A 17,137-nucleotide genomic window follows, 5' to 3' on the forward strand; every position below is an offset into this window, starting at 1 on the left:
GTGATCCGAGCCCATGAGCGGACACCGGCGACGACCGCCGCAGCGCTCCACCGCCGGACTCCGTGCCGCGGTTGAGCAGGCGACGTCACGCGGCGCCCGGAGGAGGCCACCGCAGAACGCCCGGAGGAGGCCACCGCAGAAGAAACGTTGGCTCGACTACCCGCGCAGCGGCAAGCAGGGCCCGCGCCGCTATCTGCCGTCGTGGCGACAGGTGCTGTCGCTCTTCCTGCTCTTCTTCGGCAGCACCGCGGCGCTCGTCGGCTATGCCTACGCCACCGTCACCATTCCCGACCCCAACCCCACGACACTGCTGCAGAACAACGTCTACTACTGGTCCGACGGCACGGTCCTGGCGACCGACGGCAGCGTCAACCGCCAGAACATCACCCTCGCGCAGGTGCCCCTGGCGGTGCAGGGGGACTTCATCGCCGCGGAGAACGCCTCCTTCTACACCGACCCGGGCATCGACCCGCAGGGCATCCTGCGCGCCGTCGTCCACATGGCCGGGGGCGGCTCCGTGCAGTCCGGATCGACGATCACCCAGCAGTTCGTGAAGAACACGTACCTGGACCAGTCGCAGACGGTCTCGCGCAAGTTCAAGGAGCTGCTGATCTCCACCAAGATCGGCGCCTCCATGACCAAGGAGCAGATCCTCACGGGGTATCTCAATACCTGCTTCTTCGGCCGTCAGGCCAACGGCGTCCAGGCCGCGGCCCGCGCGTACTACAACCTCCCGGTGGAGAAGCTCGACGTGAGCCAGGGAGCCTTCCTCGCCGCGGCGGTCAACGAGCCGAGCCTCTTCCAGCACGTGGACTCCGACCCCGCGGCGAAGCGGCAGGCGCAGGCGCGCTGGTCCTGGGTGCTTGACCGGATGGTGGACACCGGCAAACTGACACCGGCGCAGCGGGCGAAGTACGCGGCCGCCGGATTCCCGATGCCGAGGAAGTGGGCGCCGGGCTCAAACCTCGCCGGCCAGACGGGCTATCTGATGCAGTTGGCCAGGGCGTACGTCCAGCAGCACGATCCGAGCATCACGGACGGCAGCCTGAGCCGGGGCGGCTACCAGATTTACACCACCTTCGACCGGAAGAAGACGGCGGCACTGGAACGCTCCGTCGCACGGACCCGTCGAGAACGCCTCGACCCCAAACACCGACCGGTCGACCGGGACGTCCAGGTGGGAGCCGCGTCGGTGGAACCAAGAACCGGCAGGATCCTCGCCGTCTACGGCGGCCCCGGCTTCGACCACTCACACTTCTCGGACAACGCCGACACCTCCGGCGTCCCGGTGGGCTCGACGTTCAAGCCCGTCGTCCTGGCCGCCGCACTCCAGCACGGAGCCGTACTGCGACCCGGCAAGGCCGCGGAACCGATCACCCCGGCCAGCAAGTTCAACGGCGACGACGGCATCAAGATCAAGGACCAGCAGGGCAACTACATCACCGACGACAAGGACCCCACCGGCCTGCTCCACCAGCGCAACGACACTCCCGAACGCTGGGGCTACATCACCTTGCGCAAGGCGATGGAACAGTCGGTCAACACGCCGTACGTGCAACTGGGAGAGGACGTCGGCCACGAGAACGTGGCGAGCACGGCCGAGGCCCTCGGCCTGCGCCCGAACAGCCTCGCGGCCCCCAGCGCCGGCTTCTACATCGGCACCTCGACACCGAGCGCCATTCGCATGGCGGGCGCCTACGCGACCTTCGCCGCCTCCGGTGAGCAGGCCACCCCGTACTCGGTGACCAAGGTGAGCCACAACGGCTCCGTCCTGCACGGCTTCACCGCCCCCGCCCCCGCACAGGCCCTGCCCAAGGTGATCGCCGACAACGTGACCGACGTACTCAAGGGTGTCATAGCCCGGGGCACCGGCACCCGGGCCCAGGTGCTCGGCAGGACCGCGGCGGGCAAGACCGGAACCACCGACGACTACCGCTCGGCCTGGTTCATCGGCTACACCCCCCAACTCGCCACCTCCGTCGTCCTCTTCCGAGAGGACCCGAAAAACCCGCAACTGCTGTCCATGGCGGGTGTCGGCGGCACAGAGAAGGTGTTCGGCGGGGACATCCCCACCGCGATCTGGACCCAGTACATGCGCGACGCCCTCACCGGCCTGCCCGACACTCCCTTCCCCGCGCCGGCCCCCCTCGGGCACGGCGCCGACGAGCCCGGCGCCGCCAAGCCGTCCCCGTCCGCACCCCACGACAAGCGGGGCGCCAAGAACGGCGGCAAGCAGGGAACCCCCACGGCCGGCTCCACACCGGGTGCCCCGACACCAGGCCCCAAGTGCCATGGACGCAGGTGCCGTTGACCCTGGCGGCCGACACAGGGCAGCGCGGGGGCTAGGATCCGGGCCATGGCCCTGACCATGAACGACGTGGACCGGTTCGAGGCCTCCAGGCCCCGCCTGGAGGCCATCGCCTACCGCCTACTCGGCTCCGCGAGCGAAGCCGAGGACGCCGTCCAGGAGACGTTCCTGCGCTGGCAGGGCGCCGACGTCGACCGCATCGAGGTCCCCGAGGCCTGGCTGACTAAGGTGCTCACCAACCTGTGCCTCAACCAGCTCACCTCGGCCCGCGCACGGCGCGAGACCTATGTGGGCCAATGGCTGCCCGAGCCGCTGCTCGCCGGAGACCCGATGCTCGGCCCGGCCGACACCGCCGAACAGCGCGAGTCGGTCTCGTACGCGGTCCTCACCCTGCTGGAGCGCCTCACGCCGGGCGAGCGGGCGGTGTACGTGCTGCGGGAGGCCTTCGACTACCCGCACCGGGAGATCGCCGCGATCCTCGACGTCACCGAGGCCGCCAGCCAGCAGATCTTCCACCGCGCCAAGAAGCATGTCGCGGACGGCAAGGCCCGTACCGAGATCGACGAGGCCGCCGCCCGCCGGATCGTCGACGAGTTCCTCGCGGCCGCCACCAGCGGCAGGACCGAACCGCTCGTACGGCTGCTCACCCAGGACGCCGTGTCCATCGGCGACGGCGGCGGAAAGGTCCCGGCCCGCGCCAAGGCGTTCGAGGGCGCCCTCGCGGTCGCCAAGTTCCTGCGAGGCCTGTTCAAGCCCAGCAAGGCCAAGCGCGACCTGGCCGGCGGATCGCCCGAGGTCTACGCGACGACCGCCAACGGCGACCCCGCCGTCGTGGCGGTCCTCGACGGCCGGGTCATCGGCGTCATGTGCCTGGAGATCACCGCCGAGGGCATCGCCGGGTTCCGCAACCAGGTCAACCCCGACAAGCTCGAACGCGCGACCAGCCGCTGGGCCGCCGCCGACCACGGAGAACCCCTGCTCAACGCCTTCTGACCCCGATGTGAGGTGCTTCACACCACGTACCTGTCAGGAAACGGCGGGCCGCCCGGTTCAGGAGGCGAACCCGCCAAGACAGGAGCACGGACATGCAGCACCGCATCATCGTCCTCGGAGCCGGATACACCGGAGCCATCGCCGCCGGGCGCCTCGCCAAGCGGCTGCACCGCGAAGACGTCGCCATCACCCTCGTCAACGCCGAGCCCGACTTCGTCGAACGCGTCCGGATGCACCAGCTCGCCACCGGCCAGGACCTCAAGCCCCGGCCCTTCGGCGAGATGTTCGCGGACACCGGGGTCGAACTGAAGCTGGCGAAGGTCACCGGCGTCGACGCCGACCGCAGGACCGTAGCCGTCACCGACGCGAACGGCACCGAGGAACTTGCGTACGACACCGTCGTGTACGCCCTCGGCAGCGGCTGGAACGACCAGGCCGTCCCCGGCACCGCCGAGCACGCCCATGAGATCGCCAGTCGCCCCGGAGCGCTCCGGCTGCGCGAGCGCCTGGCCCGGCTCGACGCCGGACAGCCCGTGGTCGTGGTCGGCGGCGGCCTCACCGGCCTGGAGGCCGCGACCGAGATCGCCGAGGCCCGCCCGGATCTCGACGTCGCCCTCGCCGCCCGCGGCGGCCTCGGCGACTGGCTCTCGCCCAAGGGCCGCCGACACCTGCGGAAGGTCTTCGACCGGCTCGGCATCACCGTGCACGAGCACGCCGCCGTCACCGCCGTCGAGGCCGACCACGTCACCACCGCCGACGGCACGTCCGTCCCGGCGGTGGTCACCGTGTGGACCACCGGCTTCGCCGTCCACCCGATCGCGAAGGCCACCACCTTGGAGGTCACCGACAAGGGCCAGATCGTGGTCGACCGGACCATGCGCTCGGTCTCGCACCCGGACGTGTACGCCATCGGCGACGCGGCCCTGGTGGCGGGCCCCGGCGACAAGCCGCTGCGGATGTCGTGCGCCTCGGGCGTGCCCACCGCGTGGCAGGCCGCCGACGCCATCGCGGCGCGGCTGACCGGCGGGAAGCTCCCGAACGTGCCGCTGCGCTACTTCAACCAGTGCATCTCGCTGGGGCGCAAGGAAGGCCTGATCCAGTACGTCACCGCCGACGACCGCGCCGTCCGGGCGGCCCTGACGGGACGGCTCGCCGCCGTCTACAAGGAACTGGTCTGCAAGGGCGCGGCCTGGGGCGTCGCCAACCCGACGCTCCTGCCGACCCGCCCTCGCCGAGTCGTACACCAGCCGGCCCGGACGGCCACACCGGCCGAGGCGACGGCCTGAGGCGTGGCGGAATGGGCAGCCCGTCCGCATTGCCGCCGGTTACGCCACCGGCAGCCGCGTCTTCGGCACTCGCAGAGTCGCGACGATGCCGGCATGGTCGGACGGCCACAGCCCCGACGGCGTACGGTCGCTCTGCTCGTTCCCGACCAGGTGGATGTTCTTCACCTCGAAGTCCCCGCGGAACAGGACCAGATCAATGCGCAGGCTCAAGGTGGAGACCGGATTTCTCAGGTCGGGCGCCTGACAGCAGGTGAAGCCGGGATCGCCGGGGTGCGCCGTGCGCCAGGCGTCGGTGAACCCCGAGTCGATCAGGAATTGATACGTCGGATAGGTCGGGTTCTGCGGATCGTTGGCGGCCGTGTTGAAGTCACCGGCGAACACCACCGGGAGATCGGTGTCCGCCGCACTCGCGACGAGGTCCCGCGCCTGCGCTCGCTGGACGGCGAACGGCGGCAGCGGCTCCAAGTGCGTGGTGACGAACCGGAAGGTGCGGTCGTCGACCGTGGCGTCGACCGACGCCCAGCCGTTCCGGCTGGTGACCGAGATGAACGGCGACTGGAGCACGTGCTGGACGGCGTACGTCTGCACCTGGAGGTTCGACACCTTGACGTGCCGGGACGGACCGACCCGGGCGAGGATCACGTTGCGCACGGACAGGCGTACGTCGAAGCCGAGCGTGCTCGGGGCCTCGATATCGTCCTCGGGCACGATCGCCACCGCCTCGTAATGCAGGCCGAGCCGGTCGAGCGCGGCGAGGAGCGCCTTGAGCTGGTCCGACTGCACGTCGGTGGCGGGCGGAGCCCCGGTGCGCACGATGTCTGCCTCTTGCAGGGCGACCAGATCGGGCTCGTTCCGGGCGACTTCGCGGGCCACGGCTGCGGCGCGCTCACTCGGTTGTGACGCCAGGATGTTCTGGTAGGTCAGCGTTACGGCGGCGAGGAATTGCTGCGGCGTCTGCGCGTTGGCAAGGGCCGAGAAATCACTGCCCACATACATGTTCTGCGTCATGAGGCGGACGTTCGCACTGCCGCCCCCGCCCGAGCCCGTGAGTGCGACGGCATCGCTCGGCGACGCGACAACACCGAGAAGCACACTCACCAGAAGTGCGTTGACGGCGCGAGAAAGCCAATGCATCGGATCGAACCCTCTCTAGCGGTTGACGCAGGTGTTGCCCGACGTCGAGTTGAGCAGTCCGACGACGCTCACGGTGTTGCCGCAGACGTTCACCGGGATGTCCACGGGAACCTGTACGACGTTGCCGGACAGCAGACCGGGCGACCCGGTCGCGATGCCCACGGCTCCCGCCTTGCTGTTGACGGTCAGGGTCGCGGCGGCCGGAAGATCCAGCCCGACCGTGGTGATCGCTTCGGGCCGGTTGACGAAGGTTCCCGCCTTATCGGCGGTGACATTCACACTGACCGTGCAGGACTTCTGGCCGGCGGCAAGGCCCCCGCCGGCCAGAGCGACGGCGGAACCCCCCGCTTTCGCGGAGACCGTGCCGTTGCCGCAGCTCGTCGACGCGCTCGCGTTCGAGGCGACCGTCACTCCGGCGGGCAGGCTGTCGGTGAAGCCGAAGTCGTTCTTCGCCGCCAGTTCACCGGTGTTGGTCACCGTCATGGTGAGAGTCGAGGTACCACCCAGGTCGATCGTGGCGGGACTGAACGCCTTGTCCAACTGCGGAGTGGCATCCAGGATCCGAATGTTGTCGAACGCGTGGTCATTACCGAACGCGTAGCCCTGCCCATTGAGCATCTTGATGCCCAACTCGGTACCGCTGAACAGCACGGCCCGGTCCCCGGCGAACGACCCGGCCATGAGCCCACTCATTCCCCCGGGATAGGCCTTGGTCTTGGGGTCGGTACAGGGATTGATGGGCGTGGTGAAGGTCGGGATGTCCGGACCGCTGCCGGTGAGGTAGAACTTCAGCAGCGGATTCTGGTAACGGCAATTGTCCGCCGCCACGTCCACTGCGAAGGTGATGTAGCGGTTCGGCTTCGCGATCGGGATCGGCTGCTCGGTCCGGAACTCCACCCGGTCGACGCCGGGATCCACCGTGTCGCTGTACGCCGACACCGCGTGGTTGGCCGGCGGGTTCGTCCCGCCGACCTGACCCAGCACATCGGCCATGTCCTTCAGATACGACACCCACCGGCAGCCGGGCTGATCAGCACCGGCACGGCTCAGGACGATGCCGTTGCACTGCCCGTGGTCGAGCCACGGCGGATCGGCCGTGTACGTCTCGTTCAGCGGCGGAGCCCCGACGTACTTCTCCAGAAAGACCGGGGTGTCACCTGCTTTTTCGAAGTCCTCGACAAACACAGTGACCGGTGCCTTCGGCACGCCAGGAGTACCCGGGGCGTGGATTTGAATTTTGGCCTGGGCTTGTGCCGCGTGCGGAGCACCGGCAATCGCAAGTGCCGCCAGGGAAACAGAAGCGGTGCGAGCACGCCAGGAGGACTTCACCACGGAAATCTCGACCACCTCTTTTTCCCTCAGCAGGCCGCCCACATTCAAGCACGCACCCCAAAGGAAAAATGACCGGCGAGCATGGCGATCACATCTTTCACCACGTTGGTCGAACCCGAATCGGACCGCGAGTGCATCCGCCCATGGTCCTAGAGCTGACCTCGCCACCACGGCACGTCCAGGCTGTCAGCCGGGATGACCTCGGCCCTGGCCAGAATCTTCTTGTCGAGGGCCCACACGAGAGCGCGCAACTCACGCGCGCTCTTCCTGGGCAGCGCGTGAAGCACGGCTTCGAGGTGCCCCCGGAAGTCGACGCCGTAACACCCGCACTCCAGGATGCGGCAATCAGGACCTACGAGCGGATCCGCAAGTTGTCTGAGAGGGCCATGGGCAAGGGCCTTCCAGTGCCAGAACGCTTCTTCCGTGGCTTCGGGCCAGAAGCGGGTCCGCTCCAGCCGGCGCAGGTCGGCTGTGCAAGACCCTGAAAGACGATCGATGAACGGATACCGCCGCCGCTTCAGGGTGCGGACGGGGAGAGCGCCCCGCAGGGCTGACGGGCGCCTACGCGGCATTGCCCCTTCGGTGGTCGGTCATGGGGGCAAGCTACAGAACCGGGTGCCCGGGAGCCACCGCGTTTCCGCCGGTGCGAAGGCGCTGCCCAGCTGCCCACAGGAACAAGGGCGTTGTCAGTGGGGGCTGTTGGCTTCAGTGGTGGAGATGAGCCGGTTCGATGTTCCTCGCTGAGGAACACGGCGGCCAAGGGGGGTGGCCGGACAGGCGTCCCCGGACCACTGTGTCCCGGGACACCGAATGGCTCCGCACCCACCCCCCTTCCAATCCTGGAGACCGGCCGAATGCCTCGGCGTAGGCTGCGGCGCATGAGCCTGTGGGACGTCTTGTCGGACAATGAGCGACAGCAGTGGACCTTCGATCCGTTCGTGAGCGTGGGTCCACTGAGGTTCGGAATGACTTCCGACGAAGCGTCCGCCGCACTCGACGGTGTCCCTGCGGCCGAGCGCCGGCACTGCCGGCCTTGGGACGTCGATTGCCACACCTACTCCGAAGCGGGCCTGAAGCTCTACTTCGCGATCGAGGGTTTGTGTGGAGTCTCGATCGATGCGCGTCGGGGACCACAAGTCCGTGCAGACGAGACGGCCTTGGTCGGCCAGGTTCCCTCCAAGCTGGAACAGTGGCTGTTCGATCGTGCGGAGAGCCGGGAACCATTCACGGAGCTCTTCTATCTGCCTGGCGCAGATCCAGGATCACTGACCCTTGGGGTGGCGCTCTGCGTGCAACGAGCCGGCGATCATCTGCTCACGCGTCCTGTCTTCCTGGCCGCCGATGTGATGGATGACATCTATCACCGCCTGCCGAGGGAAGCCTGGGCCATCTTCTGACCCGGGACGGCTGCTGGATGGCGCAGGTATCGCCTGCCCGAGATCCTGGGGGCCGGCACACGGCCGACGCCGGTCGGGCGAGTCGCTCTTTCTGACGAACAGCGGTCAGTGCTGGAGCCTCGTCGCCGATCGCGGTGTTGGGCCAGCCGAAGCTGATCAACGGGACTCGGACGAGAGCGGACCGGTGTTCCATGGCTCAACATGCCGTCGCAGCACGGGCCGTGACAGATCGTCGCGGTGTCGAGCAGGGCCGTTGGTGGTTGTCCGAATGTTTCCGCAAGTCGGTGGCGCGGGGATACAGTCCGGCCAGTGGCGGATCGGGTACTTGGGGGAAGGGCCGACATGCTGGAGATCGTGGCGCTCAGTGCGCTGACCGCCTTCCTCACGTCGGTGGGCAACGGCGCGGCCGGCGAGATGGGCAAGCAGTTGCTGGTGTCAACGGGTGCACTGGCGAGAAGGGCTACGGGAAGAGACACGCCGTTGCCCGTCGGCCGTGAGGACTTCGAGTCGCTGGCCAGTCACGTGCATGCCCGTCTGGCTGACGACCCGCGGCAGGCGGCGGAGTGGTCACTGCTCCTTCGGAGTTTCCCCCAGCACGCGGCGGAACTCCCGGCCGGGAGCGGGTTGCCTCCCGCTACACGGCACTTCACCGACCGCAGAGACATCGTCAGGCAACTGAGACGGGAGGCGACCCGCCCCGCGGGGGGCCGCCCACGAGTCGCGTTGCTGTACGGCCCGCCGGGGATCGGCACCACCGCGGTGGCCCTGCGCCTGGGCGCCGTCTGTCACGACCGGTTTCCCGACGGACAGTTCTACGTCGACCTTCGAGACGGTTCCGGAGAGCATGGACCGGCTCCGGCGGCCGTTCTTCTGCTTCTGCTCCGGCAGATGGGTGTCGGGCCCGACCGGATCCCGCCTACCGAGGCAGGCCGGGAACAGCTCTATCGACGGCTCACCGCTGGCCGACGCGCGATGGTGGTGATCGACCACGCGACCTCGGTCGCACAGGTCCGCGGACTCGTTCCGTCCACCCCCGAGGTCTTTCTGCTGGTCATCGTGTCAGGCTCGCCCTTCGCGCTGGAGGCGGAGCCAGTTCCCGTGCCTCGGCTGGGCGACCGGGACGCGCTGAAGATGATGAGGAGGATTGCCGGCCGGGAGCGGATCGCGCGTGCGAGGCCGCGGATGCCGGACGTCCTTGCCCACTGCGGAGGAAACGCCTTCGCTCTGAGGGCAACGGCGATGCGCCTGCTGAACGAGGACCTGGAGCTGGAGCTCCCAGCCCCGGTGACCACGGCGTCAGGGAGCGATCCGGTACGCGCCGCGGCGCGGGCCGGTTGCCTCCGTGTCCGGCCGGAGACGGCACGGCTCTGCCGGCTGACGGCCCTGGGCGACTGGCCGTCCGTCACGGTCCACCTCGCGGCGGCCGCGGCAGGCGCCACCGAGGAAGAGACCGCTCATATGCTGGCCGAAGCGGCGGACGCTCAACTGCTTGAAACCCTGCCCGACGAGCGCTATCGGTTCCGGCCTGAGGTACGCCGCTACCTGGCGGACACGGCGGCACCGGAGCACGGAATCCCCGAGTGCTCCGCAGCGGTCGCCCGAACCCTCGAGGCCTTGTTGCACCGAGCGCTCCACGCGGCCCACGCGGCTCTGCCCCAGAGCTGGCGCACCGAGTCGGCGCCCGCGCACGGGGAGGCGTACCGCGACGAAGCGGAAGGCGTGGACGTGTTGGCGGCGGAGGTGGGCAACCTCGTCCGTGCCGTGTTCGTCGCCCGGGAGTACCAGCACACCACCACCGCGCTCCGCCTGGGGCGTGCCTTCTGGCCCCTCCAGCTCAAGGCGGGCCACTGGGACGAAGTGCTGCCGGCGCTCCGTATCGCGGTCCGCCTCGCCGACGAGCACCAGCCGGGATCACGCATCGCGGGCGCGCTGCACTTCCAACTCGCCCACTGTCTGGGGGAGTTGGGCCGGTGGGAGGAGGCCGACCGGGAGGCGGACGCCGCCGTGAGGGCAGAGCGCGATGCCGGACACCTCCGTGGCGAGGCGTCTTCCGTGGAGTTGCAGGGCCTGCTGAACCTCTACCGCTGGCGATACGAGACGGCACACGAGCGCTTCGTCGCGGCAGAGGTCATCTACGGCGGAATCGCGCCCGGCCAGGAGGGCGCGGAGGATCTGCCGCGCGCCTTCGCCCTGTCCCGGCGCCACCGAGGACGGGCGCTGCGTGGCATGGGACGGCTCGCCGAGTCACGCAGCCTGCTGACGGCTGTGGCGGAGTTCTTCGGCGAGCAGGGGGAGGCGTACAACCAGGCCCGTGCTCTCACGGACCTGGCCGAGACCTTGCACGACACGGGTGAGAACACCGAGGCGCTGGCAAGGATCGCGGAGGCTGAACGTCTCCTCCCGCCGACCGCGACCCCGCACCGGGGATACCTGGCTGCCCTACGGCTGCGCTGCGAGGTCGCCGGGTAGGGCGGCCGGCTCCACAGCCACCGGATGTACAGCACCTGCCACATGCACCCGAAGTGTGATTCCGCTCGGTGGCACCTTGCCGCCCGTGGCGAACCACGCGGCCAGCGAGGACGCGTACGCCGCCGGGTCGGCGTCCGCGCCCGGTTCGGCCGACAGCCGGAACGCACCGTGGTCGCGCACCCGGACGGTGCACGTGTGCGGGCCCGATACGTACGCGGCGACCGGGCAGCGCGGATACCGGCGCAGTACCTCGGCGGTCCAGGCCTCCGGGGTTCCGAGCCGGGGGTCGTCCGGCTGCCCCTCACGCGTGATCACGTCGGCGGACTCCAGGCTGTCGGGGTCCAGGCTGTCCTCGTGGACGGCCAGGTGCGTGTTTCCGTCGGTCCGGTGCGGGCGCCCCGTGGAGCGTTCGATGATGACGTCCGTCCCCCGTACACGTGTCCATACGTGCAGGGGAGCCGTGCGCCGCGGTGGGTCGTACGCCGGCAGCGGCAGTGGCTCCAGGAGAGCGGGAGCGTCGGGCTCCGGGAGGTCCATCAACTTGTAGAAGTGCTGTCGCAGCAGAGCCGCCGAGGCGCCGGGCGCAGAGGTGGTGAACCCGGCCGGCTCGGCGAGCGGCCGGTGCCCGGTCAGCACCCGTTCGATCTGCTCCCGCAAGAGATCGTGCGCATCGAGACGCGGTGCGTCCCGCACGAACGACGCGAGCGGTGCCTCGGGATCCAGCCGGTCCTGCGCGGCGGCCGCCAGCATCACGGGGAGGCCCAGGGCCGCGGCGTAGTAGGAGACCGCGCCGAAGTCACCCAGAACCACGTCCGCGGCCATGAGGGCCTGTCGCCAGGCATGCACGGGGTCGATCAAGGTGAGCCCGCCACGGCGCGCTCGGTCCAGCCAGGCACGGATCTGACCCGGGCCGTGCCCGTACCAGATGTTCGGGTGCAGGATCGCGGCCAGCCGGTACTCGTCGGCCGGCAACTCGGCCGTGAGGCGCGGCAGCAGACTCGGCAGTACGTCTTCCCTGCCTCCGTTCCCGAAGAAACCCTCCTGGTTCCAGGTGGAGTTCAGCACCACGAGCCGCTGGCCGGGGCGCACGCCCAGGGCTCGCCGGAACCGTTCACGGTAGGGGCGGGCCGCCAGCATGCGGTCGAAGCAAGGGTCCCCGGCGAATACCGCCGAACTCTCGGCCTCCGGGCACGCGCGGCGCAACCGCGCGAACTGCTCGGGGTGGGACAGGACGAGACCGTCCACGAACGGTTCGCCATCGACGAGGAGCCACTCCCGCGAAAGACCGAACGTCGGCTCCCGGCTGCTCCCGGGTGCTCCCGGCTGCTCCCGGCTGCTCCCGGCTGCTCCCGGCTTTGCCAGTTTCTTACTGTAGCCGACACCATGCGACAAAACGCTCAATTTGCCTTGCAGGGCGTGCAGTTGTCCCCCGAAACTGGCGGAGACCGCCAGGTCGACCGGTGTTGATCGGGCCTGCTCCCACGGCAGTACGGGGAGCTCCAGCTCAGCGAACAGCTCGGGGAGTCCCGCTCGGAACGCGGAAGACTCGGTGGAGGTCACGAGCAGCTGTACACGGAAGTCGTCACGGAACAGGGGCAGAACGTCCAGGAGGCGTCCGGCGGAGGTGACGTTGTGCACCACCAGCAGTACCTTGCGACGGGTCGACCGGCTGGTCCACAGATGGGAGCCCTCGCCGACCGGCACCCTCACCGCCAAGGGATCAGCTGACCCCACCCGCCACCTCCTGCTGACTGCGCAGCGTTCTCGCCACCCCGGATCACCCTAGCTGTGTTCTTCAGCGGCGTAAGAGCCTCATGGAGGCGTTCCGTCCGACTCGGTCAGGGTGGCCGCACCGCGGCCGATCGTCATGGACCAGCGCACGGCCGAGGGCGCCTCGACGGCTACGACGCCCCCACGATCCACCCCGCCGACGACCACTTGGTTGTTACGTGGTGCTGACCTCTCCGGCGAGGCAGTTCAGGACGAAGGAGACATGCACGGATCGCACCGCAACCTCGATCTTCCCGGCACCTTGGCAACGCACCGCGACGATCAGAGCCTCCCCCTTCTTGCCCTTGCTGAATTCGATGCTCGCGTTCCCGCCGGTCACCTTCTGACGGCCGGCGAGCGTCTCGTCGTCGTCCAGCTCCGGTGGCTTCTGTACCGGGGGCTGTCTGATGCTCGGGCCCGTCGTCACCGCTGCCGAACCCGGCTCGGACGAACGCGTGGGCTGGGAAGGCCCCTTGGCACCGGAACGATCCGAAGTGCACGCGGCAACAGGGAAGAGCACTACGGCACAGGCGATGCGCGGTCCTGTGAAGGTTCGGCGGGCCACGTCAGTCCTCCCAGATGGCCCAGCCGACACGATGCGGCGTGTTGTGTTGCATCTGCACAGGCATCGCACAGTGCGGAGGCGGGCCGGCGACTTGCCGCCCTCATGCCGGTGTCCTCGTGTGTCGTGTGCCGCCAGTCGAGGGTGAGGTCGCCGACGGCTGGGTGACGTTTGAGCATGCAGGTGCGCTGGATACCGCGGGCCGGTCTGTGTGCTGTGCCTGAGCCATGTCAATGTGAACCGAGGGATCAGAGTGGCACTGCGGGCAGCTCGTCATCGGCGTTCCTGGAAGCGTCGTTTCCTCGCCGGGGCCTCTGCCGCTGCGGCGGCCGGGCTCGCGGTCACCGCGACGATGGCGATCAACGCCGAGGCGGCGTGGACGTCGTCGTGGAACGTCTCGGCGTCCGGCTGGTCCGCCGCCGACTCGCCCCAGGTCTCCGTCGACCGCCAGGGCGACGCCCTGCTGGCCTGGACGGCCGGCGACATGTCGACGACGTACTCCTACCAGCGGGTCCAGACTCGGGTGCAGTACGCGAGCGGCACCAAGGGGGCGATCCGCACCCTGTCGCCGGACGGCGCCGCGGTGTCCTGGCCGGAGACCGCCTCTGACGACACCGGGGACTCGGCCGTGGTCTGGCAGCAGGACAGCCAGGTTGTGGGCCGGCGGGTCGCCGCCTCCGGCAGCCTCGTCGGACCGCTCCAGAAGCTCTCCACGTCGGCCCCCGCGACCACCCCGGTCGTCGCGGTGACGCCGGGCGGCACCGCGATGGCGGCCTGGGCGGAGATCCGTGACGGCAGCTGGTACGCGGTCGCCCGGCGCATCAAGCTCGACGGCACGGTCGGCGCGCCCATCACCCTCGGCTCGGGCTCGGCCGAGAAGCCGGCCATCGGTGTCGACCGGAACGGCCAGTTCGTCGTGGCCTGGGCACGGGCCTCGGACGTCGTGGCCAGGCGGATCACCTCGACATCCGTCTCCGCCACGAAGGTGCTCACGACGCCGATCGCGTCGTACGGCGGTTTCGGCATGGTGCGGGTCGGGGTGGACCGAGACGGCGACGCGGTCATCAGTTACCACTCGGGCGGTGGCGCCGTCGCGCAGGTCTGGGCCTCCCGCTGGAGCCGCACCGGCACCCTGGCGGCTCCGCTGCGCATCTCGGCCGCAGCGGACAACGCGGGCTTCCACCATGCGCTCGCAACCGACCTCGACGGCGACTCGATGATCGTGTGGACCCGCTACGCCAACGGCAAGCTGGAACTGCTCGGCCGTCGGCTGTCCGCGGGCGGCACCCGGGGCGCCGTCACCACCCTCGGCCTCGGCGACCGGCCCGACCTGGCCCTCGACGACGACGGCGACGGCATGCTGGTCTTCCACACGGTCGTGGCCAAGTCGACGCCTCCGTACAGCTACACCAAGACCAGCGCCCGCTTGGTCAGCCGCTCCGGAACGTTCGGCGCGACGAAGACACTCACCTCGGACGGTCGCGTCCCCCAGGTCGACACCGCCCCGAGCGCCAGGTTCACGGTGGTCTGGCAGCAGGAGAGCTTCCCCTACCCGATCAAGTCCGTCACCGGACCCTGACCGGCATCAACTGCCCCGCCGTGCCCCTTCGGCGGCTTCTACTCATCGCTCCGTGAAGGAGATACATGCGCAAGCGCGCTGCCTTTGCCGTAATCACTGCCGTCGCCGGAGTGGCAGGCTTCGCCGTCCCTGGTGCCTACGCGGACGACAACGTGGGCGACATCCAGGTCGACAGCGTCGTCGTCAACGGCGGTAAGAACATCGTGGTCGACACGGCTGACAAGACGATCACGGTCTCGGCGACCGCCACCGACCCGTCGGGCATCTGGGACGCGGACTTCTACCTGTGGCGGGGCCCGGACGGTACCGACCCCTACTTCAGCGCCGACAGCTTCATCGAGCCCAACGAGAAGACCACCCCGGCGGACTGCGTCGCCTCCAGCAGTACGACGTCGACCTGCTCGAAGACCTTCACCTTCGAACCGGACTGGTGGCTCACGAACGCCGACGCCGGCACCTGGAAGGTCGAAGTCCAGGTGTCGGCCAACGACGGCAGCTACACCGACCGGTGGGCCTACACCACCACCCGCCTCCAGCGGCACTCCAAGCTGACCGCCAACGCGAGTCCTGAGCCGATCGCCAAGGGCAAAACGCTCACCATCACCGGCAAGCTCACCCGGGCCAACTGGGACACGCTCGATTACCGGGGCTATGCCAACCAGCCGGTCAAGCTCCAGTTCCGCAAGGCCGGTACTACGACCTACACCACCATCAAGACCGTGTACACCTCCAGCACCGGCAACCTGACGACCTCGGCCCCCGCGTCCGAAGACGGCTACTGGCGCTGGGACTTCGCAGGCACCTCCACCACCCCGGCCGTCAAGGCAACCGGCGACTTCGTGGACGTGCAATAACCCGAACACCGTCGTCGGTCTCCCGTTCGTGGTGACCTTGCGGTACTACCTGGCCCACGAAGAGGCAGGCGGCTCTGCTGTCTCCACGGGCAGTAAAGGCGGCGTATCTACAACCGCGCGCAGTCGGCGCGGTGATCTACGTCGCTTCGACCTGCGTCCCTGTGATGTTCATCGGCCGGGGTGCGCTGGGCAGGTGACCGCTCGCCCCCGCCAGGGCCGCATGCACCGGACCGGCGGGTGCGTGCGGCCCTGCGGCATGCGGTGACCGGGCCGTCAGCCGTCCAACGGAGGCTTCTGCGGCCGTGGTTCAGTCGTCCGACTCTTTGCCCTTCTTCTTGCCGTACTTGCCCTTCCCCTCGTCGCGCTCTCCGTCGTCCCCATGGTCTTCCGGCGCCGGTGTTGTCGCGGACGGGGCCGCAGCCGTCGGTGAGGCGGAAGGGGTGGCGTCGGCGGGCGCGCCGACCGGTCAGGGGCGCGTGTCTCCCTGCAGTTCCACCGGCATCAGCCACGCTTTCGGGCTTGTCGTCAACCACAACAAGCGGCGACGGCGGGCCCGTGACGACGGTGTGGTAGCCATCCGCTTGGAAAGCTGCGATCGCCGCTGGGCGGCATCGGGCACTTCGTGAGGACCAATGTTCCACGCCGTTTGCCTGGGCGACGGTCTCGGGTCGCGGCCCGGAATCACCCGCCATAGCCTGTCAGTAAGGCTTCGTGCGCCGTAACAGTACTGTCGGCTTTGACAGATACCTCAACACGGGCAGAAGCCCGTTCCTCCCCCGCACAGGTCCAGTCAAGCAATGGGAACGGGTCACTCGGCCGAGCCGGTGACGGCTTGTAGCTGGCGTCCTGTTTCCCGGTCAAGGAGGAAGCCATGCATGCGAAGCGACTGTGTGTCCTCCTCGCAACCCCGGTGGCTGCCACCGCACTTCTGCTCCCGTTGCCGGCGAACGCGCAGGCGCTCACGGCACAGTCTGTTCCGACGGCGGTCGCGGAGCCCAGCTCGCCAAGAATCAGCCCTTACGACCAGGGCTACAAGGACGGATACCGGGACGGCCTGGCATATGCCCGCGACTGCATCCGCGGCGACACCCGTGGACGGAGCGGTAAGCCTGGGGCGTCCGCCGAGTACAACCGTGGCTATGTCGCCGGCGTCATCGCGGCCTACCGCTACGTCCACCGCACCTATTGCGGATTCGGGCCCCGCTGACTGGGAAGGGCTGCGGCACGTTTGCAGTGCCCCTTGCCGGCCCGAGGTTCTGACCTGAGCCCGCACCTCGATCTGGCGGGGCATCGGTCTGGAGGCAGTGGGGTTGGGGGGCGTGGTCATGCTTGGCGGGTGTCGGCCTGGTCCTGGTGCTTGGGGGAGCCCTCCGAGCCCTAGTAGGGCTTGGTCATCTTGCTATCGGTGCGGGTATGTCGCGGCGGCAGGTGGGGCAGGCGCCGGTCCAGAGGG

At 69.0% G+C, this 17,137-nt stretch carries 13 protein-coding genes; 8 read left to right on the top strand and 5 right to left on the bottom strand.

Annotated features, from left to right (window positions below; translation table 11 throughout):
* The first annotated feature begins 13 nt into the window (after positions 1 to 13).
* From N8I87_RS21180 to N8I87_RS21190, 3 genes are all read left to right on the top strand, one after another.
* A complete protein-coding gene (locus tag N8I87_RS21180; protein WP_263210777.1) occupies positions 14 to 2,311 on the top strand; it encodes a transglycosylase domain-containing protein in 2,298 nt (765 codons plus the stop codon).
* Positions 2,312 to 2,356: 45 nt separating this feature from the next.
* A complete protein-coding gene (locus tag N8I87_RS21185) occupies positions 2,357 to 3,301 on the top strand; it encodes an RNA polymerase sigma-70 factor (protein ID WP_263210778.1) in 945 nt (314 codons plus the stop codon).
* Positions 3,302 to 3,393: 92 nt separating this feature from the next.
* Entirely contained in the window at positions 3,394 to 4,587 is a 1,194-nt protein-coding gene (locus tag N8I87_RS21190; RefSeq protein WP_263210780.1) for an NAD(P)/FAD-dependent oxidoreductase, read from the top strand.
* A gap of 39 nt (positions 4,588 to 4,626) precedes the next feature.
* Here N8I87_RS21190 and N8I87_RS21195 read toward each other — a convergent pair whose 3' ends face one another.
* The 3 genes from N8I87_RS21195 to N8I87_RS21210 all read right to left on the bottom strand — a co-directional run bounded on the left by N8I87_RS21195 (position 4,627) and on the right by N8I87_RS21210 (position 7,340).
* The gene (locus N8I87_RS21195) at positions 4,627 to 5,595 is read right to left on the bottom strand and encodes an endonuclease/exonuclease/phosphatase family protein (protein ID WP_263210781.1); all 969 of its coding nucleotides are present in this window, start codon (positions 5,593 to 5,595) and stop codon (positions 4,627 to 4,629) included.
* Positions 5,596 to 5,736: 141 nt separating this feature from the next.
* Positions 5,737 to 7,095, bottom strand: a complete 1,359-nt coding sequence (locus tag N8I87_RS44400; protein WP_411577262.1) for a DUF7933 domain-containing protein — start codon at positions 7,093 to 7,095, stop codon at positions 5,737 to 5,739.
* 107 nt (positions 7,096 to 7,202) lie between these two features.
* Positions 7,203 to 7,340 carry a hypothetical protein gene (locus N8I87_RS21210; RefSeq protein WP_263210782.1) on the bottom strand — a complete coding sequence of 46 codons (138 nt, stop codon included), beginning with the start codon at positions 7,338 to 7,340 and terminating at the stop codon, positions 7,203 to 7,205.
* Between the two features lie 591 nt (positions 7,341 to 7,931).
* Here N8I87_RS21210 and N8I87_RS21215 point away from each other — a divergent pair.
* Positions 7,932 to 8,450: a hypothetical protein gene (locus N8I87_RS21215; RefSeq protein ID WP_263210784.1), complete on the top strand. Its 519-nt coding sequence runs from the start codon at positions 7,932 to 7,934 to the stop codon at positions 8,448 to 8,450.
* 342 nt (positions 8,451 to 8,792) lie between these two features.
* The gene (locus N8I87_RS21220) at positions 8,793 to 10,919 is read left to right on the top strand and encodes an ATP-binding protein (RefSeq protein WP_263210786.1); all 2,127 of its coding nucleotides are present in this window, start codon (positions 8,793 to 8,795) and stop codon (positions 10,917 to 10,919) included.
* On the opposite strand, the gene N8I87_RS21225 is transcribed toward N8I87_RS21220, so the two are convergent.
* A complete protein-coding gene (locus tag N8I87_RS21225; RefSeq protein WP_263210788.1) occupies positions 10,890 to 12,653 on the bottom strand; it encodes a hypothetical protein in 1,764 nt (587 codons plus the stop codon). The genes N8I87_RS21220 and N8I87_RS21225 overlap by 30 nt on opposite strands.
* Before the next feature lie 211 nt (positions 12,654 to 12,864).
* Positions 12,865 to 13,116: a hypothetical protein gene (locus tag N8I87_RS21230; protein WP_263210790.1), complete on the bottom strand. Its 252-nt coding sequence runs from the start codon at positions 13,114 to 13,116 to the stop codon at positions 12,865 to 12,867.
* Between the two features lie 388 nt (positions 13,117 to 13,504).
* Here N8I87_RS21230 and N8I87_RS21235 point away from each other — a divergent pair, with 388 nt between their 5' ends.
* From N8I87_RS21235 to N8I87_RS21245, 3 genes are all read left to right on the top strand, one after another.
* A complete protein-coding gene (locus N8I87_RS21235) occupies positions 13,505 to 14,830 on the top strand; it encodes a hypothetical protein (protein WP_263210792.1) in 1,326 nt (441 codons plus the stop codon).
* 65 nt (positions 14,831 to 14,895) lie between these two features.
* Positions 14,896 to 15,684, top strand: coding sequence for a calcium-binding protein (locus N8I87_RS21240; protein WP_263210794.1), 789 nt, complete (start codon positions 14,896 to 14,898; stop codon positions 15,682 to 15,684).
* 871 nt (positions 15,685 to 16,555) lie between these two features.
* Complete coding sequence (locus N8I87_RS21245; protein WP_263210796.1) at positions 16,556 to 16,891, top strand: hypothetical protein; 336 nt, start codon at positions 16,556 to 16,558, stop codon at positions 16,889 to 16,891.
* The last annotated feature ends 246 nt before the right edge of the window (positions 16,892 to 17,137 follow it).

Source organism: Streptomyces sp. HUAS 15-9 (genome assembly GCF_025642155.1).
Lineage (GTDB): Bacteria > Actinomycetota > Actinomycetes > Streptomycetales > Streptomycetaceae > Streptomyces.

Coding starts and splice junctions, on each gene's coding strand:
- N8I87_RS21180 (WP_263210777.1), top strand. CDS start 14: ATGAGCGGACACCGGCGACGACCGCCGCAGCGCTCCACCGCCGGACTC.
- N8I87_RS21185 (WP_263210778.1), top strand. CDS start 2,357: ATGGCCCTGACCATGAACGACGTGGACCGGTTCGAGGCCTCCAGGCCC.
- N8I87_RS21190 (WP_263210780.1), top strand. CDS start 3,394: ATGCAGCACCGCATCATCGTCCTCGGAGCCGGATACACCGGAGCCATC.
- N8I87_RS21195 (WP_263210781.1), bottom strand. CDS start 5,595: ATGACGCAGAACATGTATGTGGGCAGTGATTTCTCGGCCCTTGCCAAC.
- N8I87_RS21215 (WP_263210784.1), top strand. CDS start 7,932: ATGAGCCTGTGGGACGTCTTGTCGGACAATGAGCGACAGCAGTGGACC.
- N8I87_RS21220 (WP_263210786.1), top strand. CDS start 8,793: ATGCTGGAGATCGTGGCGCTCAGTGCGCTGACCGCCTTCCTCACGTCG.
- N8I87_RS21240 (WP_263210794.1), top strand. CDS start 14,896: ATGCGCAAGCGCGCTGCCTTTGCCGTAATCACTGCCGTCGCCGGAGTG.
- N8I87_RS21245 (WP_263210796.1), top strand. CDS start 16,556: ATGCATGCGAAGCGACTGTGTGTCCTCCTCGCAACCCCGGTGGCTGCC.